This window comes from Acinetobacter legionensis, from assembly GCF_057165765.1.
In genome coordinates this window covers 141274-163094 of sequence record NZ_CM169896.1, presented here as the reverse complement: position 1 = coordinate 163094, position 21821 = coordinate 141274, and the positions used below count along the sequence as shown (strand labels likewise).

Annotated in this window: 26 protein-coding genes and 1 pseudogene; 11 read left to right on the top strand and 16 right to left on the bottom strand. The window is 38.7% G+C overall.

All coding sequences use genetic code 11. The features are described from left to right. The first annotated feature begins 41 nt into the window (after positions 1 to 41). A complete protein-coding gene (gene tsaC, locus AC2G3J_RS00800; RefSeq protein WP_336953747.1) occupies positions 42 to 611 on the top strand; it encodes an L-threonylcarbamoyladenylate synthase type 1 TsaC in 570 nt (189 codons plus the stop codon). Positions 612 to 1034: 423 nt separating this feature from the next. Here tsaC and AC2G3J_RS00795 read toward each other — a convergent pair whose 3' ends face one another. Then, entirely contained in the window at positions 1035 to 1928 is an 894-nt protein-coding gene (locus AC2G3J_RS00795) for a DMT family transporter (RefSeq protein ID WP_336953857.1), read from the bottom strand. A gap of 141 nt (positions 1929 to 2069) precedes the next feature. Next, positions 2070 to 2714, bottom strand: a complete 645-nt coding sequence (locus AC2G3J_RS00790) for a TetR/AcrR family transcriptional regulator (RefSeq protein ID WP_336953748.1) — start codon at positions 2712 to 2714, stop codon at positions 2070 to 2072. A 149-nt stretch (positions 2715 to 2863) separates the two neighbouring features. Between AC2G3J_RS00790 and AC2G3J_RS00785 the strand changes: the two genes are divergently transcribed. From AC2G3J_RS00785 to AC2G3J_RS00765, 5 genes are all read left to right on the top strand, one after another. Continuing rightward, positions 2864 to 4102 (top strand): MFS transporter, encoded by a 1239-nt coding sequence (locus AC2G3J_RS00785; RefSeq protein ID WP_483771054.1) that lies wholly within the window; start codon positions 2864 to 2866, stop codon positions 4100 to 4102. A 12-nt stretch (positions 4103 to 4114) separates the two neighbouring features. Further along, the gene (locus AC2G3J_RS00780) at positions 4115 to 4861 is read left to right on the top strand and encodes a helix-turn-helix domain-containing protein (protein ID WP_483770541.1); all 747 of its coding nucleotides are present in this window, start codon (positions 4115 to 4117) and stop codon (positions 4859 to 4861) included. A gap of 188 nt (positions 4862 to 5049) precedes the next feature. After that, positions 5050 to 5574, top strand: coding sequence for a PM1805 family lipoprotein (locus AC2G3J_RS00775; protein WP_004823717.1), 525 nt, complete (start codon positions 5050 to 5052; stop codon positions 5572 to 5574). Between the two features lie 153 nt (positions 5575 to 5727). Next, positions 5728 to 6273 carry a glutathione peroxidase gene (locus tag AC2G3J_RS00770; protein WP_004723411.1) on the top strand — a complete coding sequence of 182 codons (546 nt, stop codon included), beginning with the start codon at positions 5728 to 5730 and terminating at the stop codon, positions 6271 to 6273. 282 nt (positions 6274 to 6555) lie between these two features. After that, positions 6556 to 7170, top strand: a complete 615-nt coding sequence (locus AC2G3J_RS00765; RefSeq protein ID WP_483770540.1) for a PM1805 family lipoprotein — start codon at positions 6556 to 6558, stop codon at positions 7168 to 7170. Between the two features lie 21 nt (positions 7171 to 7191). Here AC2G3J_RS00765 and AC2G3J_RS00760 read toward each other — a convergent pair whose 3' ends face one another. Further along, positions 7192 to 7656, bottom strand: a complete 465-nt coding sequence (locus AC2G3J_RS00760; protein WP_336953752.1) for a hypothetical protein — start codon at positions 7654 to 7656, stop codon at positions 7192 to 7194. 95 nt (positions 7657 to 7751) lie between these two features. Between AC2G3J_RS00760 and AC2G3J_RS00755 the strand changes: the two genes are divergently transcribed. Then, a complete protein-coding gene (locus AC2G3J_RS00755) occupies positions 7752 to 8195 on the top strand; it encodes an AAA family ATPase (RefSeq protein ID WP_336953753.1) in 444 nt (147 codons plus the stop codon). 5 nt (positions 8196 to 8200) lie between these two features. Here the strand turns inward: AC2G3J_RS00755 and AC2G3J_RS00750 are convergent, their stop codons facing one another. Beyond that, on the bottom strand, positions 8201 to 8500 hold the full coding sequence (locus AC2G3J_RS00750) for a hypothetical protein (protein ID WP_336953754.1): 300 nt from the start codon (positions 8498 to 8500) through the stop codon (positions 8201 to 8203). A gap of 96 nt (positions 8501 to 8596) precedes the next feature. On the opposite strand from AC2G3J_RS00750, the gene AC2G3J_RS00745 reads away from it, so the two are divergent. Then, a complete protein-coding gene (locus tag AC2G3J_RS00745) occupies positions 8597 to 9373 on the top strand; it encodes a tRNA(His) guanylyltransferase Thg1 family protein (RefSeq protein WP_483770539.1) in 777 nt (258 codons plus the stop codon). 363 nt (positions 9374 to 9736) lie between these two features. Here AC2G3J_RS00745 and AC2G3J_RS00740 read toward each other — a convergent pair. From AC2G3J_RS00740 to AC2G3J_RS00685, 12 genes and pseudogenes are all read right to left on the bottom strand, one after another. Then, positions 9737 to 10379 (bottom strand): annotated as a pseudogene (locus AC2G3J_RS00740) (IS1595 family transposase). A 60-nt stretch (positions 10380 to 10439) separates the two neighbouring features. After that, positions 10440 to 11303, bottom strand: a complete 864-nt coding sequence (locus AC2G3J_RS00735; RefSeq protein WP_483770538.1) for a D-hexose-6-phosphate mutarotase — start codon at positions 11301 to 11303, stop codon at positions 10440 to 10442. A gap of 86 nt (positions 11304 to 11389) precedes the next feature. After that, positions 11390 to 11809 (bottom strand): F0F1 ATP synthase subunit epsilon, encoded by a 420-nt coding sequence (locus AC2G3J_RS00730; protein WP_056518359.1) that lies wholly within the window; start codon positions 11807 to 11809, stop codon positions 11390 to 11392. A gap of 27 nt (positions 11810 to 11836) precedes the next feature. After that, positions 11837 to 13231 carry a F0F1 ATP synthase subunit beta gene (gene atpD / locus AC2G3J_RS00725; protein ID WP_004723420.1) on the bottom strand — a complete coding sequence of 465 codons (1395 nt, stop codon included), beginning with the start codon at positions 13229 to 13231 and terminating at the stop codon, positions 11837 to 11839. A gap of 26 nt (positions 13232 to 13257) precedes the next feature. Next, a complete protein-coding gene (atpG, locus tag AC2G3J_RS00720; protein ID WP_004723421.1) occupies positions 13258 to 14127 on the bottom strand; it encodes a F0F1 ATP synthase subunit gamma in 870 nt (289 codons plus the stop codon). Between the two features lie 88 nt (positions 14128 to 14215). Further along, on the bottom strand, positions 14216 to 15760 hold the full coding sequence (atpA, locus tag AC2G3J_RS00715; protein ID WP_004723422.1) for a F0F1 ATP synthase subunit alpha: 1545 nt from the start codon (positions 15758 to 15760) through the stop codon (positions 14216 to 14218). Positions 15761 to 15820: 60 nt separating this feature from the next. After that, positions 15821 to 16357: a F0F1 ATP synthase subunit delta gene (locus AC2G3J_RS00710; RefSeq protein ID WP_004823704.1), complete on the bottom strand. Its 537-nt coding sequence runs from the start codon at positions 16355 to 16357 to the stop codon at positions 15821 to 15823. Positions 16358 to 16368: 11 nt separating this feature from the next. Next, a complete protein-coding gene (locus AC2G3J_RS00705; protein ID WP_004723424.1) occupies positions 16369 to 16839 on the bottom strand; it encodes a F0F1 ATP synthase subunit B in 471 nt (156 codons plus the stop codon). A gap of 39 nt (positions 16840 to 16878) precedes the next feature. Continuing rightward, complete coding sequence (atpE, locus tag AC2G3J_RS00700; protein WP_000424060.1) at positions 16879 to 17124, bottom strand: F0F1 ATP synthase subunit C; 246 nt, start codon at positions 17122 to 17124, stop codon at positions 16879 to 16881. 83 nt (positions 17125 to 17207) lie between these two features. Next, positions 17208 to 18083, bottom strand: a complete 876-nt coding sequence (gene atpB / locus AC2G3J_RS00695) for a F0F1 ATP synthase subunit A (protein WP_336953756.1) — start codon at positions 18081 to 18083, stop codon at positions 17208 to 17210. A gap of 103 nt (positions 18084 to 18186) precedes the next feature. Next, a complete protein-coding gene (locus AC2G3J_RS00690) occupies positions 18187 to 18585 on the bottom strand; it encodes an ATP synthase subunit I (RefSeq protein ID WP_004723429.1) in 399 nt (132 codons plus the stop codon). A 171-nt stretch (positions 18586 to 18756) separates the two neighbouring features. Beyond that, positions 18757 to 19599 carry a metal ABC transporter solute-binding protein, Zn/Mn family gene (locus tag AC2G3J_RS00685; protein WP_336953757.1) on the bottom strand — a complete coding sequence of 281 codons (843 nt, stop codon included), beginning with the start codon at positions 19597 to 19599 and terminating at the stop codon, positions 18757 to 18759. Positions 19600 to 19737: 138 nt separating this feature from the next. On the opposite strand from AC2G3J_RS00685, the gene AC2G3J_RS00680 reads away from it, so the two are divergent. Genes AC2G3J_RS00680 through znuB form a run of 3 tightly spaced genes read left to right on the top strand, consistent with a single transcriptional unit; the run spans position 19738 to position 21812 of the window. Next, positions 19738 to 20235: a transcriptional repressor gene (locus AC2G3J_RS00680; protein WP_483770537.1), complete on the top strand. Its 498-nt coding sequence runs from the start codon at positions 19738 to 19740 to the stop codon at positions 20233 to 20235. Further along, a complete protein-coding gene (gene znuC / locus AC2G3J_RS00675) occupies positions 20208 to 21008 on the top strand; it encodes a zinc ABC transporter ATP-binding protein ZnuC (RefSeq protein WP_419328310.1) in 801 nt (266 codons plus the stop codon). Before AC2G3J_RS00680 ends, znuC begins: the two co-directional genes overlap by 28 nt. A 3-nt stretch (positions 21009 to 21011) precedes the next feature. Continuing rightward, positions 21012 to 21812 carry a zinc ABC transporter permease subunit ZnuB gene (gene znuB, locus AC2G3J_RS00670; RefSeq protein ID WP_419328311.1) on the top strand — a complete coding sequence of 267 codons (801 nt, stop codon included), beginning with the start codon at positions 21012 to 21014 and terminating at the stop codon, positions 21810 to 21812. Positions 21813 to 21821 lie beyond the last annotated feature (9 nt).

Below are 21821 nucleotides of genomic sequence, written 5' to 3'. Positions count from 1 at the left end.
ACAATAGTAGTTTATTCTACGAAATGGCAAGGTAAACATAGATGATTACAACCTCAGTTGCTGAAGCTGCACAAATTCTTCAACAAGGTAAAGTCTTGGCTTATCCAACAGAGGCAGTATGGGGGTTAGGCTGTGATCCTTTCAATGAACAGGCTTTTTTAGAAATTTTAAGGCTTAAACAACGCCCTATAGAGAAAGGTGTCATTTTATTGGCAGGACAACTCTCACAAGTTGAGCATCTATTGACAGAAATTGACCCTATTATTCGTGAACAAATCATTCAATCATGGACACAACGCTCTAGAGCAGAACGTGCAACAACTTGGCTACTTCCAGCTGATGATAAAATTCCACAATGGATTAAAGGCAAGCATGCTCAGGTCGCAGTTCGTGTAACCAATCATCCTTTGTGTATTGCCTTATGTAATGCCTTTAATGGTTTTATTGTGTCGACCAGTGCAAATTCGGCAGGTTTGGAACCTGCAAGGTCTTTACAACAAGCCAGTCAATATTTTGGTTCTGAATTGAATTATTTAAATGGTGATCTTGGTTTAAGTGGCGAGCCAAGTAAAATAATCGATGCATGCACTGCACAAGTGATTCGCGCTTAAACACTTTAAAATATCACTCCAACATGAGTTTAAATATTGCCAATAAAAAAGCAAAAAAAAACTCAGCCACATATAGGGTTGGCTGAGTATAAAAAAGGATGCGTTAAACACATCCAGAGGGTATGAAAAATTCAGTGTAGAACAATTTAATTAAGAAATTCTTAATTCGCTACGATGAAAATATTATCCTATAATTTTTTTTTGAATACAAATATATTCTTCTGAGCAATATCTGTTCATTTTAGTGAATTGCAAATAACGTCAATTTCAATAATAAAACTAAGTGTTTAAATTTGTTTTATTATTTGCATTTTCAATAGATAAATCACTAATTAAAAAACAAATTTTGCTCAGATTTAATACTTAAAAAGCGTAAAAAATAAGTTTTTAAATGAACATTTTTCACTCAAAATACTTTGAATTTTAACTCAATAATGTACTTTTTTTGACACTAAGTGACTTTTTTTGTGCCAATGCTATTCCTACTAAAATAACAATACCACCAATCGTATGCGACATCGTCCAAGCCTCATGCAACCAAAAGTAGGCAATGATTGCAGTAAATACTGGCATTAAATTCATAAAAATGCTGGTTCGATTTGGACCTAGATATTGTACAGCCATCATCCACAATAAAGGTGCAACAAGAGAAGGTAATATACCTGCATATAAAACGCTGGCAACATTACCTTGGTTAATCGCATCAATCCCATAATAAACTACAAACGGTAAATGGTAGACTAAGGTCAATGCAATTTGCACATAGAGACTCAGCAGTAATGGGACTTTCAATTGCCATTTTTTTAGAAAGACTCCATAAAAAGCATAAAAGAACACGGCCAAGACCATGATCAAATCACCAGAGTGCCCTGCCAATTGAGTCAAGTTGCTAAAATCCCCTCGGCCAATCACATATAACAAACCGAGAAAGGACAAGATACTGCCGACTACAGCAAAGCGATTGGGAATTTCACGTAAAATAAGAATCGAAACAAAAATGGTAAATACCGGAATAAAGGCGTTGATAATGCCCATATTGGTTGCTGTGGTGTAATGCGCTGCACTATATGCTAAACCTTGATACAAAAACATACCAAAAGCACTCAGCACCACAAATTGCATAAAATGTTGTTTAACCAAATGACGTTGCTTCCACACTTGGGGCAACATAAATGGAGTCAAAATAATAAATGCCACTAACCAGCGATAAAAGCTAATACTGACAGGCGAAATATAATCCGAAACATAACGTGTCACTGCAATATTCATTGACCAAATCAATACTGCAATAATCGGTAAACTGATTGCCCACCACATGGGTTTTGAATTGCTATACATAATCTTGACTATCGAATAGGATCTGGAAATAATTATCGATGAAGTCGGAATAAATTTAAATATGGCATTTCAGACATCTATAGGGCTTTTCAGACAAATGCTATTTTATTCGTTTTAAACTTAGAATAATTCCCAAGTTTTGATTGCCAAAATCACTACACTTTGTAACTGTTCAGTACTCACCCCATCACGGGCTTGCATGGTTAAACCTTGAATCACCGTTGAATAATAATCTGTCATCGCCTGAATATTGGCGTGGGGATTTAAATCACCTTCTTTGACACCCTGTTGCAAACGTTGATAAATATTTTCTTTGACTTGTTGTCTTTTCAGCAAGAGATCATGCTGAATGGGTGCATGTTCTTGTGAACAATTCATGGTTGCGGTAACCAACATACAACCCGTCGGTTTATTCTGTTGAACCAGTTTTTTAAGGTTTTCATACAAATAAATTTCAATGGCGATTTTTGCCGTTTTGGCTTGTTGAAAAATCACCTCCAAAGGGCATGCCTCATGCTTTAAGTAGTATTCTAAACAGGCATGAAACAACTGTGATTTATCACCAAAACTACTATAGATACTGGGCGCAGTAAGATTTAAGGCTTTGGTTAAGTCGCTCATCGATGTGGATTCATAGCCATATTCCCAGAACAACAACATAGCTTTTTGTAGCGCTTGTTGTTCATCAAAACATTTAGGACGACCACGCCCACGCTTAGGTGCTTGTTTTTCAGCGACTAAAGCATGTTTTTCAGAATCAGCCATAACTTTCACATATATTTTTATAACGAACACTATTAAATTAATTGACAACACAAAATTAATCAAATATTTTATTTTTATAACGATCGTTAATGAATTAAAAAACACCTCCATATACTTTCGCTTTACAGCAGGAATATATTTTCATGAATATGATGCAATCAGAAGTTTCAGAACCACAGTCGTCTGAGATTCCCCCCAGTAGCCAAGGGAGCTGGTTGGCGCTATTAACCGTAGCAATTACCGCTTTTGCTTTGGTCACCAGCGAGTTTCTCCCGATTGGGGTACTCAACAATATTTCCAGTGATTTACAAGTATCTGTTGGTACAGCAGGTTTGATGATCACCCTCCCAGGAATTATGGCCGCCGTAGCAGCACCACTACTTCCCGTTCTAGTCAAAAATTTAGATCGGCGTTACTTACTTCTAGCACTGTCTGCAACGATGGTGTTTGCCAATGCCATCACTGCAATTGCATCAACTTTTGAGATTTTACTGCTGAGCCGTTTTATTCTTGGATTTGCGATTGGTGGATTCTGGGCGACTGCAATTGCCTTAAGTGGTCGTTTAGCACCAACCCATTTACCTATTGCTAAAGCAACAGCAACAGTCATGGCTGGTGTGACTTTAGCTACTGTTCTTGGTGTACCGATTGGGACATGGTTAAGTGACGCATATGGCTGGCGAACATCATTTGGAATTACCTCCGCCATCGGCTTCGTTGTTTTACTGTTGGGAATTAAATTTATCCCGAGCTTAAAACCTGAATCCGCCATTCATTTTAAAGACTTACCCGCATTGCTAAGAATCAGTAAAGCCAGACAAGGTTTGATTATTATTTTGTTGATTGGTTTAGCTCATTTTTCATCATATAGCTATCTAACCCCATTCTTTAAAAATTCAGCAGGCTTTGACAGCGCTACCATCAGTTCTCTACTGTTATTATTTGGTATCGCAGGTATCTTTGGTAATGCTTTTGCTGGCTATAGCGGTAATTTGAATGTGCGTTATACCTTTGCATTCGTTGCCATCTGTTTTGCGGTTGTATTCTTTGGCTTTCCTTTATTTGCCATACATACATCAGGCGCATTTGTTCTTACAGCGCTTTGGGGTTTTGCATTTGGCGCATTTCCAACCACTGCCAATATTTGGATGTTTTTACATGCCCCACAAGCTGTAGAAAAAGGCATGCCGTTATTTGTCGGTTTCTTCCAAGTCATGATTGCAACAGGTGCATTAATCGGTGGCTATGTTGTTGACCATTTTAATGCCAACATTTTATTGTATAGTGTATTGAGTTTTATTCTTTTGGCCTTTATTTCAATCTTCACGCTGAGTCGTGGATTAAATAATCCCAAAGCTGAAAACAATGCCATCCAATGTGAGAGTTAAGTCTTTTCAACTATGTATTCAGCGCTGATTTCTGTAGAAGAATTTTTCTACCAAAAGCATGATGTGGTTACACCCCATTCAAATTTGTGGGGTGATTTTAATTTGAGTCTAAATGGGACTCTAGAACTCAACGTCGCAGAACAAACCTATCTATCTCCTCCAAGTTATGGTTTATGGATTCCACCGCAAACCGAACATTGTTGTACTGCTGTGGATGATCAACTGACGCATTATATCTGTATCCGTATTCATCCCCGGCTTTGTCAAAGTTTGTCCCAAAGTACGAAGACTTTAAGTATTCGCCCTTTTTTACGCCATACTATTGAAGAGGTTTTAGAACAGCAGAAACAAGGGATTCCATCCTCTCCCTATTATCAACACTTATTAGAACTGTTGGTGGATCAAATCCAAAATAGTGTGTGTTATGAGCATTATTTACCGCAGACCAACCATCCAACACTCAAGCCCATTCTTGAGCATTTGTCAGATACAACACGCTTTCCCCAAAGCCTTCAGGAAATTCTCGATACTTTCCAAATTACTGAACGGCACGCTCTTAGACTTAGCCAAGAGCACCTTAAACTTTCGCTGTCTGAATGGCGTAATCGCGCCAAGATTATTTATGCAATTTCATTGATCCAACAAGGCATCTCAATTAAAAAAATTAGCTTAGATCTCGGCTATCAACACACGTCCAGCTTCATTGAGTTTTTTAAACGTTATACCCATCAAACCCCAGCACAAATGCGAAATCTTTAAGATTAGGACATTTTTCAAACAATCCATTTCCACTTTATTGATAAGTTTATATACAAAAATACTATGGAAAATTGCCTTAAAATTGTGCATTTTGCATCTTATGCTCTAGATTAAGCATATAACTTTTTGAATTTGTATATATTACCGTCAAATTCATAAGAATTTTAAATAATGAAGGGTTCGAATAAATGAAAAAATTACTACTAGCTACACTATGTGCTTCAGCGTTTGCTTTAACTGCATGTGATAAAAAACCAGCTGATTCAGCTTCAGGAACTGAGAGCAAACCTGCTGCAGCTGCGGTTTCCTTAAGTACCAACAATACTGCTGATATCAAAAGCGATTTAACTGCACTTCAAACAATGTCTACAGCGAAAGCTAAAGAAGCTTTGAACTTCCAAACAGAAGTGATGCAAGCTGCACAAAAGGGTGATAAAGATGCACTGAAAGGTGTTGTCGATAAAATGAAAACTTATGTGGACGGTTTCAACAAAGATCTTGATGGTTTAGCACTAAAAAGTACTGAAGTTGCATCTGTACGTGACAAAATGAAAGAGTCAAATAACCTAGGCGTTGAAATGTCTGAAGCTGGTTTAGCGACTTCACCAGATCCACAAAAAATCATGGAACTACAAAAGAAAGGTACTGAGTTACAACAAAGCCTGTTAACTGAAATGCAAGCACTTCAAGCCAAAGCAAACGCTGCACCATAATCGATTAAATTTGATACAGTTTTTAAAAGCAGATCGTATGATCTGCTTTTTTATTACACTTATATACAAATGTAACTTGCTGAAATCTTGGAATATCGCTAAAACATTAGACATATTTCTAATCACTGTCTTTTGATTTTTAAGGATACCCCTATGAGCAATTCCGTTTATGACATCCCAGTCAATACCATCAAAGGTGAAGCGACGACCTTGAATCAATATCAAGGTAAAGTTCTTTTAATCGTTAACGTTGCATCTAAATGTGGCCTTACTCCACAATATGAAGGTTTAGAAAAACTATATACTGAAAAGAAAGATCAAGGTTTAGAAATCCTCGGCTTTCCTGCAAATAACTTTCTTGCACAAGAGCCAGGAACAAATGATGAAATCGAGCAATTTTGCTCTTTAACGTACAATGTCGACTTCCCACTTTTTGCTAAAATTTCAGTTGCAGGTGATGATAAGCATCCACTTTATGACAGCTTAATTCATGCAATCCCTGAGCGTATTGGTGAAGGCCCTTGGTGGAAAGACTTAGTCGATTATGGCCTAACACCAAACCCAAAACCTGAAGTCCTTTGGAACTTTGAAAAATTCTTAATCGGTAAAAATGGCGAAATCGTGGCACGTTTTGCACCAGATATCACTGCTGATGATCCACGAATTACATCTGCGATTGAAGCTGAATTAGCAAAATAGATCGAGCATTAAAAGCACTATGCTTTAAATAAATTTATATGTTTTGCAGTTTTGATCGAAAATTTTATATTTTCGATCAAAACTGCCTCTAGCTTTATTCACAATTTTTAAATTTCAACAACCTTCAATGGCGTGCTAAAAATGCACTCTTTTTTTGCTTTTGTTTGAGTAAAAATGAATCTCTAAAGTTACAGACTGTATGCCCTTTGCAACAATCCTCAATCTCTACACTTTTGCAAATTATAGTCAATTCTTAACAGATTAAATTACTTTTGGACAACGATGAAAAAGCTTTTACAAGGTGCGGCTTTGCCTTTTATTATTTTTATTTCAGGCATGTTACTGCTAGGCTGCAATCAAGCAGCTGAACAATCACGGCAACAAGATGACGCTCAAGCGATTGAATCTGCGCAAATAAGTGAAAATACATCCGACTCAAACAATAATAATCAATCAATAGCAAAAACTACTGAAGATTTAAAACAAGGCAATATGTTTTATATCGCACGTGATGTTGCCAACGTACAGCTGAAAACTGGTGACTATGTTGAAAAATTACAGCAAAGCCAAGCTAACTTACAACAAGCGATACAATCGCAAAATCAAGCTGAGCTGCAACAATCTGTCAAAACATTGACTCGTGAACTACAAGGCTTTAACACAGCATTGATTTCATTAGATTTAAAAAGCCAAGAGATTGATGGTATCCGCCAACAAGTGCTACAGGCCAATAAGCAAGTGCTTAACTCAGCACTGTTAAACGGTGATTTAGACATTTCAAAAGTTGATTTTAAGAAAATCGAACAACAAATGAATACCATCCAATTAGATATGCTTAAACTGGCAGGTATGATAATCCCTAGATCAAATACAGAACAAGCCTCTGAGCAGAGCTAATTAGATTTGAACAGACTAGTCTTAGCTTGGCTTTGCGACATTACATGATGGGTCTAGTCCTAGCGCGCGTTTAGCATCTAACTTAAAACGAGCTTGAGCAGACTTATAACTTGTGGGCAAAAATAGCGTTAAACGGGTTTTATTCTTTCCAATCGATTCCACCAAGGTCTTTGATAAATACGCCCCACCCTCTGTACGGGTAAACAAGGTTCCCATTTCTAAATCTCTTTCTAGTCGATTATCCGTAAATACAAAATCTTTTTCGCCAGTAAACGCAACACATTGCCCATAGGCCATTTTCAAATTTTTAAATGCCACAACATAATCGATATCTAATTCGGTTTCTAAACCATTTCCCACTGAATTTGCCACCAAACTTGCTTCAGTGGGTGCATTAGGTTTAGTGACAAATTGACTTTGACATGCTGAAACAGCACTCAGTAGAAGTACAGAAAATAAATACTGACATTGAACTAATTTTTTCATTTTAAGTTTATTGGTTTTCTACAACAATGAATGGATTGTAGCAAAGTTCATGAACATGATTTAATAGCCGATTAACCGTATTTTTGTAGTGTTTCATGCAACTGATTTTATTCACAGGCGTACAAGCTTCGGGTAAATCTACTTTTTATCAACAGTATTTTTACCATACACATCTACGTATCAATCTCGATATGCTAAAAACACGCCATCGCGAAAAGATACTGTTTGAAGCAGCTATAGCCTCTAAAACCAAAATCTTGATAGATAACACTAACATAAGCAAAGCCGATCGAGCCCGTTATATTCAACTTGCCAAAACTGCTGGCTTCGAGGTCATTTCATATTATTTTGAAACGGATTTAGACAGTACTTTACAGCGTAATGCACAACGTGAGGGAAAAGCCAATATTGCTGAAAAAGGCGTTAAAGCCACCTTTTATAAATTAGAAGTCCCGAATCGTTCAGAAGGGTTTGATGCGCTGTTTAAAGTAAACATAATAGAAAATAATGGCTTTTCAATTACTGTCATAACTGAATAAAAAATTTAATCTTGAGCCAACCGCCATGTCTTAAATGCGGTTTGCATCTGTTGTTGTATTTCTCTAGGTACTTTCCGAGCTGCTAAATTGGAAAAATCTCCACGATAGGTTTCAGCCACAATTGAATTTGCCAAGTCTTCGATCACAATTCGACCTTTGTTGTGATACGCCAGAATTTCTACTTCGATTAAATAAATATCCCAACATGAAACAACAGAACTCATATCTACAGCAATACTGAGATAGTAGTCATCTTGCGTTTGATAAAGTTCCCAAAAGTGCGCTTGTTGTTCGATGAGGTGCATTGTCTTCTATATCTCCTTTTTTATTGTTTAGATTATGCTAAAACTAGTCAGTGATGAAATATAACTTTAGCATGAGAATAACGAAGAAGTTTAACCATGAGATTTGATGATCTAGATACACGATTACGTGTTTATGAAACAGCTTATGATTTCTGTGTACCGCCAGAACAATATATCGTTGTGCGTTTGGATGGACGTGGCTTTACCAAACTCACCAAAGATATTTGGAAATTTGAAGCGCCCTTTGACCTCCGTTTTAGGGACTTGATGGTCGAAACAACAGCTCACTTAATGCAATGTGGCTTTAATATTATTTATGGCTATACACAAAGCGATGAAATCTCCTTACTGTTTCATTTAAAAGATGATAGCTTTAATCGTAAAACACGAAAAATCATTTCTATTTTAGCCGCAGAAGCCAGTGCAAAGTTCAGTGTGTTACATGATGAGATGGCAACTTTTGATGCTCGAATTTGTATACTGCCCAATGCAAAAGCTGTTGAAGATTATTTTCGTTGGCGTCATGAAGATGCTCATCGCAACGCACTCAATGCACATTGCTATTGGATGTTGCGCAAGGAAGGAGAAAATATAAAAAATGCAACCGACCAAGTAAAAGGATTATCTCGCCAAGAGAAGCATGATTTACTCTTTAGCCGTGACATTAACTTCAATGAATTGCCATCATGGCAAAAGCGTGGCACAGGTTTATATTGGACAGAAATTGAAAAAAGTGGTTTTAATCCGAAAACTAAACAGTCGACAGTATCAACTCGTCGACACATTTTTAAAAACTATGAATTAACTTTAGGTGAAGATTATAGTCAATTTATACAAACACAATTTTTATTGGAAAAAAACTATTCATTTTAAAATCACATATAAAAGACAAGGTATTATATTTCCTGTAAAATAATATATCATTTAGATAGGAATATCTTATTCAGCTTTAATTTAACTTGCTTACTTAATTTCCATTGCTTTTTTAGTGTTCTGAGTCTGTATAATTTTTATAATTCTAACTAAGCTATCTTTTAAAATTTGTTACGTGGATCCTACGTACATAATTACTCCCTTATTAATCATAATACTTTATCTTAAAAAACAACTATCTACAAATATAAAATGCGATAATACTACCTATACAAACTAGTAAAAATATTATTAATTTTCTTTGTAAAGTTTCCTAAAGATAAGCTTCTATTAAAAAATTTCCGGGGCTGTACTAGATAATATTTAAATTCCAGTCCAAAATCGCAAAATTTTCAATTGTTGTTTTGGGCTTTCATAGTTAAATCTAAACTCGCATTCTTTCAAAAAATGAGGGAAATTATTTCTTCGGAATACCATTGTATTTTCGCTTGATTCCAAAAATTTTCGATTCTATTAATATGATTTTCCCATTTTCAAAGTGAGTAGAATGATTAATTCTATGATAGCAGAACCCGTAACATTTAGAGCATTGTAACTACACCATTGATCAGCATAGACGATGCTATCAGGTGTTATTTTATTTGCAATTACAGGCATTAAAATACTGGATTTAGTGTCTGAAACAACAACGGTCTAGATCTTTCTATTACGCTTTAATAATCTAGAAACTATCATTTTATCTGTAGCAACACGACCAGGCTTACATTTACGAGTTCTGCCAAATAGCTTTCATCTAACTCAATCTCACTATCAAATACTCCGAGAGCTTCTATTTCTAAATAACAAGCAATAATTTTACGAACTTTCGTACGAAAAGAGCAGCCGAATTATGATGAATTTCTAATAAATCAGCAGCTTCTCTTGCAGTTACACCGAGCACGAAAAACTTTAACAATTTTAATTGAGTTTTCTTATTTAATTTACAATTAGTTAGCTTTATTTTCATAGATTAGCACATTGCTAATCTAGTACAGCCCCAAATTTCCTTACGATAAAAAGTAAAATACTAGGTAATATATAAATAGTAATAAGCTGATTCAGTACTTTTAAGCTTAATTTTTTCTGTCCCTATTTGCCCACATTCAATACATACAAAATTTTGCCAAGAATCGTTTCGAACATCATGTAAACGAATAGATTTATCTACCCATGGATTCCAAATCACAGTACTCATAGCATTTGTTTTGATTCGGATACATTCTAATCCATTTTGTAATAATTCTAATTGTCCTACTCCTTTTGAATAGATTCTATCTTCTTCCTGTGCAAATACAATTTTTTGATTTTTCTGAATCTTAAGTTTATTGCCATCCAATTGATCTATATATTCCATTTTTACCAAACCCTGAACTTGTGCAATTTTCGTATTTGCAGAGAAATAACTATGCCATACAAAATCACATTCGATCTCAACCTTGTCCCGATTGACTAATTTCAATTCAAGTTGTAATTGTTGTCCGCAATGAATCGTCATCTGTAAACTAAAAGCAAAATTCCAGTATTTACGGGTATCATGATTATCATTGAGCTCGAAAACAACATGATGACCTCTTTCATCGACTGATACTTCAAGCAAACGCCAAACTAAATTACGGGCAAACCCATGAGATGGAAAATCTTTATTCTCAGTAGAGGCACCAAACCATGGAAAACATACTGGTATCCCTCCACGAATGGCTTTTCCACTCGAATATAAATTTAAATCTGATACCCATAATAATGGTTTACCCTTGACTTTAGAGAAAAACTCTAAAATTTGTGCGCCTTGAAAACTGATTATAGCGTCACAAAATGAATTAGAAATTTTGAGGCAATCCAACTCACTCTTTGGAAGTTTTGAAAAAGTCACACCTGAAACATTATTCATCATTATTGAATTAAATCTAATCTAAACTACTTTATTTATAGCATAAAAAAACCACCCTCGCGGGTGGTTTTTCAATCTTAAACTGCGTCTTATAGCGCGCGGTTTTTGATTTTGCGGATGGTTTCCAACTGAGCAGCAGTTTCTGCAAGAGCAGCCAAAGCAGCAGCAGAGTCCAAATCGCTTTTTTGATTTGCAAGCAATTGTTCAGCATTTTTACGTGCTTCAAGAATTGCAGCTTCATCTAAGTTGTCAGCACGAACTGCAGTATCTGCAAGCACAGTAACAACATGCGGTTGAACTTCTAGAACACCACCAGATACATAGATTAACTCTTCTGTACCGTTTTCAAGCAGAACGCGAATTGCGCCCGGCTTGAGTAAGGTGACTAACGGAGCGTGACCAGGCATGATACCCAATTCACCGCCAGCACCTTTTGCGATAAGCATTGTCACAGTGCCTGAGTACAAGGACTCATTAACACTTACAACATCACATTGCATAGTCGACATGTGAATCTCCTAAATTAGAGTTGCTAATTAAAGCTTCTCGGCTTTAGCGATCACTTCGTCAATACCACCAACCATATAGAACGCTTGTTCTGGGATGTGATCGTATTCACCAGCTAGAAGACCTTTAAAGCCACGAATTGTTTCTTTAAGTGGTACAAGTTTACCAGGAGCACCAGTAAACACTTCAGCTACGTGGAACGGTTGAGAGAAGAAACGTTGGATTTTACGCGCACGGTAAACAATCAACTTATCTTCTTCTGCTAACTCGTCCATACCCAAGATTGCGATGATGTCTTTAAGCTCTTTATAACGTTGCAATACGTTCTGTACAGAACGTGCAATTTCATAATGCTCAGCACCAACAACAAGTGGATCTAACTGACGTGAAGTAGAGTCAAGTGGATCGATCGCTGGGTAAATACCAGAAGATGCGATGTCACGGCTCAATACTACAGTTGCATCTAAGTGAGCAAATGTAGTTGCAGGCGATGGATCTGTTAAGTCATCGGCAGGTACATATACCGCTTGGATAGATGTAATCGAACCAGACTTAGTCGATGTAATACGTTCTTGAAGAACACCCATCTCTTCTGCAAGCGTCGGTTGGTAACCTACTGCAGATGGCATACGACCTAAAAGAGCAGATACTTCAGTACCAGCCAATGTGTAACGGTAAATGTTGTCAACGAACAACAATACGTCACGGCCTTTACCGTTTTCATCTTTCTCATCACGGAAGTATTCAGCCATGGTCAAACCAGTTAACGCTACGCGTAAACGGTTACCTGGTGGCTCATTCATCTGACCGTAGACCATTGCTACTTTGTCAAGAACGTTAGAATCTTTCATCTCGTGGTAAAAGTCATTACCTTCACGAGTACGCTCACCAACACCAGCAAACACAGATAAACCTGAGTGAGCTTTCGCGATGTTGTTGATCAATTCCATCATGTTTACAGTTTTACCAACACCGGCACCACCGAATAAACCAACTTTACCACCTTTAGCAAACGGGCAAAGTAAGTCAATGACTTTAATACCAGTTTCTAAAAGGTCAGTAGAAGCAGCTTGTTCAGCATAAGAAGGTGCTTGACGGTGAATCGGCAAACGCGCTTCAGTCGCAACTGGACCAGCTTCGTCGATTGGGCGACCAAGAACGTCCATGATACGACCTAAACATGCAGTACCTACAGGTACAGAAATAGGTGCACCAGTATTAGATACGTTTAGACCACGTTTAAGACCTTCTGTAGATCCCATTGCGATGGTACGAACTACACCATCACCAAGTTGTTGCTGAACTTCTAAAGTAGTTTCAGTACCGTCAACTTGGAGAGCGTCATAGATCTTAGGAACGCTATTGCGTTCAAACTCGACGTCGATAACCGCGCCGATGATCTGAATGATACGACCGCTACTCATTGCTGTCTCCTCAATTCAAAATAATGTTAAACGGCAGCGGCACCACCAACGATCTCAGAAATTTCCTGAGTAATCGCGGCTTGACGCAGCTTGTTATAAATGAGTTGTAGGCTCTTGATAAGATCACCTGCGTTGTCAGTTGCAGCTTTCATTGCAACCATACGAGCAGACTGCTCACATGCGATGTTTTCAATCACACCTTGATAAACCATAGACTCAATGTAACGAACCAATAAACCATTTAAAAGCTCTTCAGCTTCTGGTTCATATAGATAATCCCAACCATATTGGCGGTTAAGATCCTCGTCCGTATCAGCCGCAGCTAAAGGAACAAGTTGTTCGATTTTTTGGTTTTGAGTCATGGCATTGACAAAGCCGTTTGACACAAGATAAATACGATCTAACTCGCCTTTATCAAATGCATCTAACATCACCTGTACAGAACCAGTTAACTGTTCAAGACTTGGAGCATCACCTACTTGCGTAGTTGCGCCAAGTACTTTACCGCCGTAGTTTTTAAAAAACGAAACCGCTTTTTGACCAATTAAAGCAAATTGAACTTCAATTGACTGCTCTTGTTGCTGTTGTACGTGTTTTACCACTTTTTTGAACAAGTTAATGTTCAAACCACCAGCAAGACCACGATCTGAAGAAACAATGATATAGCCAACGCGTTTTACAGGGCGTTCAACCATATAGCGATGTTTGTATTCAGGATTCGCTTGGACCAAATGAGCAATTACACGGTGCATATTTTCGGCATACGGACGGCCCTGAGCCATGCGCTCTTGCGCACGACGCATCTTAGAAGCTGCTACCATTTGCATCGCGCGAGTAATCTTTTGCGTGCTCTTGATACTAGCTACTTTGGCGCGAATTTCTTTTAAATTTGCCATACGCTTAACCTAGTATTCGAAAGCCCTTTCGAGCTTCCGAAGGTTGATCCGTGAACCAAACCATAACTAACAACAACATACATTGAAATTAGTAAGTTTGAGTCGCTTTAAAGCTTTCAATACCTGCTTTGATTGCAGCTTCGATGTCTTTGTCGTAGTTACCAGTTTCATCGATGTTTTGCATTAACGCAGCATGTTCTGAACGGAAGTAAGAAATTAACGCAGTATCAAAGTCTACGATTTTCTTCACTTCAACGTCAGCCATGTAGCCTTCGTTAGATGCATAAATTGAAACAGCTTGGTCAGCAATTGAATATGGAGCATATTGTTTTTGCTTCATTAATTCAGTTACACGTTGACCATGCTCAAGTTGCTTACGAGTTGCTTCATCAAGGTCAGAAGCGAACTGAGCAAATGCTGCCAATTCACGGTATTGCGCCAAAGCAGTACGGATACCACCAGACAATTTTTTGATGATCTTCGTTTGAGCAGAACCACCAACACGCGATACAGAGATACCCGCGTTCACAGCAGGACGAATACCTGCGTTGAATAATGATGTTTCTAAGAAGATCTGACCATCAGTAATCGAAATTACGTTTGTCGGTACGAATGCAGATACGTCACCCGCTTGAGTTTCAATAATTGGCAATGCAGTTAATGAGCCAGTTTGGCCTTTAACTTCACCATTAGTGAATTTCTCAACATAGTCAGCAGATACACGAGAAGCACGTTCAAGTAGACGTGAATGAAGATAGAACACATCACCTGGATAAGCTTCACGACCTGGTGGACGACGAAGAAGCAATGAAATTTGACGGTAAGCAACAGCTTGTTTAGACAAGTCATCATAAATGATAAGTGCGTCTTCACCGCGGTCACGGAAGTACTCGCCCATTGTACAACCAGCATATGGAGCAAGATACTGCATTGCTGCAGGATCAGCTGCAGCAGCTGCTACAACAGTTGTGTACGCCATAGCGCCAGTTTCTTCAAGCTTACGTACTACGTTTGCAATTGTTGATTGTTTTTGACCAATCGCAACGTATACACACTTAATGCCTGATTGTTTTTGAGCAATGATCGCATCGATCGCCATCGCTGTTTTGCCAGTTTGACGGTCACCAATGATCAACTCACGCTGACCACGACCAACAGGGATCATTGTATCTACTGATTTATAACCAGTTTGTACAGGTTGATCCACTGATTGACGCCAAATTACACCTGGTGCTACTTTTTCAACAGCATCAGTAAGTTTTGCATCAATAGGGCCTTTACCATCAATCGGGTTACCCAAAGCATCTACTACACGGCCTAAAAGTTCTGGACCAACCGGAACTTCTAATACACGACCTGTGCAACGAGCTTTTTGACCTTCTTGAAGGCTTAAGTAGTTACCTAAGACAACGGCACCCACTGAATCCTGTTCTAGGTTCAGTGCCATACCAAATAAGCCGCCGTCGAATTCGATCATTTCACCGTACATTGCATCAGCAAGGCCGTGAATACGCACAATACCGTCGGAAACCATAACAATGGTCCCTTCGTTCTTAGCGGTCGCGCTGGTGTCCAGATCGCCGATACGCTGTTTAATGAGCGCACTGATCTCGGATGGATTCAGTTGTTGCATTGCGCTATACCTCAATCTTTTTAAAGTTCAGTCTTCTTTAGACGTAGTTATTTTTAACAATTACGCTAGAAGACGAGTCCGCATTTTTTCAAGCTTGCTAAGCGCAGAATCATCTATCACTTGGTCGCCTGCACGAATAACAACACCAGCAATCAATGCTGGATTTACTTCAACTGTAACTTTCACAGCGCTGTTCAAGCGTTTTTCTAACGCATGAGCCAACTTCTGTTCTTGTACTGAATCCAATGGAAAAGCGGATTCAATCACAACATCTACAGTGTTGTTATTTTGCGATTTGAGTTGCTCAAATTCTGTGTCAATTTCAGGTAACAATGCCAAACGGCCATTGTCTGCAAGAAGTGTCAAAAAGTTTGACACAGCCGCAGTTTGTTCATTACCTAAAACTTTCGCAAAAAGATCAACCTGCTCAGCAGGTGTCAACTCAGGGCGATTTAAATAAGCGGAGAATGCTTCATCTTGCACCGCAGCACTGAGCAGTTGTAATGCATTTGACCAAGCGTCAGTTGCATTTTGCTCAGATGCATAAGCAAATGCTGCTTTAGCGTATGGGCGTGCCAACGTCAAGAATTCAGCCATATTCGCCTCTCTTAAAGTTTAGCAGCCAGCTGATTCAGCATGGCATTATGAGCTTCTGCGTCAACTTGTTGGTTCAGAATTTTCTCTGCACCAGCAACTGCAAGAGCAGCAACTTGTTGACGTAATTCTTCACGAGCAGAATTGATGTCTTGGTCAACAGCATCTTTCGCTTGTTGACGAATACGCTCACCTTCAGCAGATGCTTGAGTACGCGCTTCTTCGACCAATTGTGCCGCACGACGGTTCGCTTGTTCGATCAATTGAGCCGCTTGTGCTTTCGCCGCATCAATTTCTTGCTTAACTTGTGCTTGTGCATCAGCAAGATCAGCTTTCGCTTTCTCTGCAGCATTTAAGCCATCAGCGATTTTACGCTGACGCTCACTAATCGCATTGATTAGTGGTGGCCATACAAACTTCATGCAGAATGCGACAAATATCGCAAATGCAATCGCTTGGCCAAACAATGTGAGGTTGATATTCATTGCAAATTCCTCAAATAGTGAATTTCGGAATTAAGCTGATTAACCTACAAATGGATTAGCGAAGATGAAGAACAAGCCAATACCAACACCGATCATAGGCACAGCATCAAGAAGACCTGCGATTAAGAACATACGAGTTTGAAGTTGTGGAGCCAATTCTGGTTGACGAGCAACAGCTTCAAGGAAACGGCCGCCTAAAAGACCAAAACCAATCGCAGTACCTAAAGCACCAAAAGCGATCAAGATAGCAGATGCAATTGCAACTAGACCTAAAGTGAGTTCCATGATAATTCCTCAGAGGTTAGGTTTATACCAAATTAAAGTAAAAAAATTATACCTAACCACCGGATGACAGTTAGGCAATACCATTAATGTTTTTCGCTTGCCATGCTCAAGTATACGATTGTTAGCATCATGAAAATGAAGGCTTGCAATGTAATAACAAGAATGTGGAAGATAGCCCAAGGCACAGACAACGCCCACTGGATCCAGAAAGGTAACAACGCGATAAGAATGAAGATTAACTCACCCGCATACATGTTACCGAATAGTCGGAGCGCCAATGAAATTGGACGTGCAAGGAATGTTACTAATTCTAGAATTAAGTTCACTGGAATCAATAACGCTTTTGCAACTGGGTTACTTGGATTAAATGGGTTAAGTGCCAATTCACCAACGAAACCGCCGATGCCTTTTTCACGAATACTATAGAACAAGATCAGTGCAAATACAGACAAAGACATACCAAGGGTAATGTTAGGGTCTGTAGATGGAACAATCTTAAAGTAAACGTGGTGAGGATCCATACCAAATACGTTTGAACCAATAATTCCTGCAAGATGCGGAATGAAATCTACTGGAAGTAAATCCATCGCATTCATCAAGAAAATCCACACAAAAATTGTGAGGGCTAAAGGTGCAATTAAACGTGATTTACCATGAAACGTATCACGAACACTTGAGTCAACAAACTCGATAATCATTTCGATTGCAGACTGGAACTTGGTAGGAACACCAGAGTTTGCAGCTTTCGCTACACACCAGAATATCAAACAGAAAATCACACCAAGGCCAATTGACCAACCCATTGAATCCAAGTGAATAGCAGTGAACCCCATCTGTTGAGCTTCTGCACCACTTTCAGCCAATTTCCAAGTACCATCTGGCATTTTGCCATAGGTCATATTGGTCAAGTGATGCTTGATATACTCGGTCGAAGTCAGGGCATGTTCTTCAGCAGCCATAAATCACACCTGGTCAATGTCAAATAATAAATAGAGTTAACGAATATCGCGTGCTGCATGATATCTCGTTAATCCCCAAAAAAATTTTCAATTTCTGCTGCGCTTATACTCGTTTTTGTTGTCGTGCTACCCAAAAAGGAGCAATCCACGACATCGCTTGAACGAGAATAAAACCACAAAACAATGCCACCGGAGATAACGGTTTGACATTGCATAAAATTAAAATGAAACCAACGATCACAATTGCAAATTTGCCCATTAAGCCTCTATACATGTTCGAAAGAACTTGTTTTGAAGCACGTGCCCCTGCTGCTCGAAACGACTGCCAAGAAAAATAACAACTGGCAAGCCAACATATCAGTGCACCTAACGCTGCACTCAGAGCCGCAGTTGAGTCTTTCAAGACCCACGCTACCAAGGCTGAAACAGGAATCATAAACGCTTGCAAATAGACCAAAGCTTTTGCTAATCGTCGGTCAATCAAGCGACTAGTTTGGCTCATTTTTTATCCACTCACAGCATAAATGCTTGACAAGTTTAGCTGATGATCGTTTTTAATCGCAGGCATTATAGAGTTACACCCCTGAACATGCAATCTTTTCCCGACCTTAGTCGTGTTTTTTTCGATATACAGGTTGCTTTGCATATGAACAATTGTTGATTATTTTTTGCATCATTTCCGTGCATTAAGTACGCAAGCTTGTGTTTGTTGAGCCAAAGTCTGCCATGCAACCACAAAATCTTGTTGTTTAGCCAAAGTTTCGTCTACCGCTTGAAATGAAATTTCACCCAATTTTCGGTACTGACTCGGGCTTGCACTGCCTTCTGCAAGTAAACACATTTTTTTGTAAGGTCGCGTGTCATTTAAAAACTTAATTTGGGTTACAGTTGGTGCAACATGTGGATCATCTGTCATCGCCCCTGCAAATTTCAAGTTTAATGAACGCTCTAAATATTGGTAAGCATCATGATAAGCCCAATATGGACGTGCTGTACCCGCACTGATACTTTTCTGTGAGACTCGCAGCATTTCACTGGCAAACTTCTTAGCGTTATTCCAGTATGCTACTTTGTTTTCAGGATGTTGTTGTGAACGTAAGGCTGCAATAAAGAATCCAATACGTACGGCATTGTTAGGGTCTAACCAGACATGTGTATCAATGGTATCTTTAAGTGCAATACCTTTTGGACTTCTTAATGGAAGCGCTTGGATAATGCCTGAATTGAGTATTGAAATGGCCTTAGCATTTTCTCCCAACACCTTTTCCAAAGGCGCTTCATGTTCTTTTCCCAGCCAAATCACCAATGAAGCATCCATAATCGTTTTACGATTATCTGGTGTAAGTTGCACATCATGCCCTGTTTGATTTCTCAAAAGTAAAACTGGCTCTTCCACGCCTTCTGTTATTTCTTTTGCAATCAAATAAATAGGGTGAGTTGATACCACTAAAGGCGCTTGAGCCCAAGTAACACTAGTTAATAATGCACATAAGCAAAAGGCAATAATGCGATTCATGGGAGTGTATTACCAAAAAAAATTTATGTTATAGTATAACAGAAGTTAAAAAATACCTACGCTATTCGTAAGTTGATAGAGCTTCATGTTAATATTTGCGATTCTCTTCCATTCAAATAACAAGTTTTGAGGTCTGATATGAGCGTATGTTCACACGAACAGCATGATACTTTGCATGGTGTACACGATCATCTCAATGTAGAAGCTCGTTTATCAGAAGCAGAAAACCTTTGTGCAACCTCAGGTGCCCGCCTTACCCCCTTACGTAAAGAAGTACTTGAATTAATTTTGAATGCCTCAGGTCCTGTAGGTGCTTATGATCTGCTAGCCAAGATGAAAGGTGCTGCAGAACGTCCAGCTGCGCCACCTACTGTGTATAGAACCTTAGATTTTCTTTTAGAAAAAGGTTTTATTCACCGTTTAACTTCTATTAATGCTTATATCCCTTGTTGTCACCCACGTGAAGGACATCAAGCCGCATTTTTAATTTGCACTGAATGTCATACAGTGAAAGAAGCTTCAGCAAAAGGTTTGATTCAAGAATTAGATCATTTAGCAAAGTCAGATCACTTCAATGCACATCACAGTATTATTGAGATTTCAGGAATATGTCAGCAGTGCTCGAACAAAGCCTAAACTCCCCTCTCGTTCAACTGCAACAGATTAATGTCCGAATTGATGATCGTGACATTCTAAAAAATATAGATTTTTCATTACAAGAAAAAGAAATTGTCACGCTTATTGGTCCCAATGGCGCAGGCAAATCAACCCTGATCAAAGTATTATTGGGTATTTTAAAACCCAATACGGGCAAAATTATCAGCCAAAAAAAAATTAAACTGGCGTATGTACCACAAAAATTTAATCCCTCTCATAGCTTACCTTTAAGAGTTAAAGATCTACTTGATCTTGAGAAATGTGATAAGGCCATTAAAGCTGAAATCATACGAGATACTGGTATTGCCAAATTAGAGTATGCCAAAGTACAACAACTTTCAGGTGGTGAACGTCAGCGGGTTTTATTGGCCCGTGCTTTATTACGCCAACCCGATATTTTGGTTTTAGATGAACCTATGCAAGGTTTAGATATCCAGTCTGAAGCTGAACTGTATGAATATGTGCGTAGCCTGCCACAACGTTATGGTTGTGCCATTTTAATCGTGTCTCATGATTTACAGTGGGTCATGCAAGGCACTCAGCGAGTTGTCTGTTTAAATAAACACATTTGCTGTAGTGGTTTACCTGACAGTATTCAACAACATCCAGAGTATCAAGCTTTGTTTGGCGATACTTTTGGAAAATACCATGCTTTTTACCAACACCATCATGATCATTGTGCGCATGGTGACTCGGCCAAAACTTGTGAACATGGCCCACATCCACACATTCACCCAGAACCGGAAGCTTAAACCATGATGGAATGGTTAGAATTACTGTTACCTGCATGGATTATGGGAACACTTTTAGTGTTTCTAACCGCTCCGCTAGGTTGTTTAATGCTATGGCGCAGAATGTCTTTTTTTGCTGACACCATGGCACATGGTACCCTGCTGGGTGTCGCTTTAGCTGCTGTTTTGAGTTTACCTCTTTGGGTCGGTGTTAGCTTTACCGCAATTCTCTTGGTGGCTGTACTTTGGGTTTTACATGACCCTCGTTTACCCAATGACGCCTTACTTGCATTATGTGCCGCGACCTTACTCTGTTCAGGTCTATTGTTAATTCAACATTTACCCGCATTACGTCCTGAATTATTAAGTTATTTATTTGGCGATTTGTTAACAATTGAGTGGTCAGATCTACCCATTTTTGCAACTGTGATTATTGTTGCTTTAGCTGTCCTCTACCGTTACTGGCAAGCACAAATTCAAATTGCGATTGATCCTGATATTGCAGTAAGTGAAGGCGTAAACGCCAAATGGCAGCGCTTAATTTTTATGTTGTTATTGGCTTTATTCACCGTACTCGCTTTACGTGCCGTTGGTTCATTATTGATGGGGGCGTTATTGGTCATCCCCGCACTGGCTTCACGTCTTATTTCGCATTCACCGAAACAAATGGTGATAGGGGCATTTGTGATTGCTCAAATTGGTGTGACTGTGGGGTTATGGTCAAGTGCTGCGTTGAACATCTCTACAGGGCTAAGCATCGTATTAACCATGTCTTTGCTATTTGCGGTGATTTTCTGTGTAATGAAAGTAAGAAAGATCCCTTGATGGATCAAT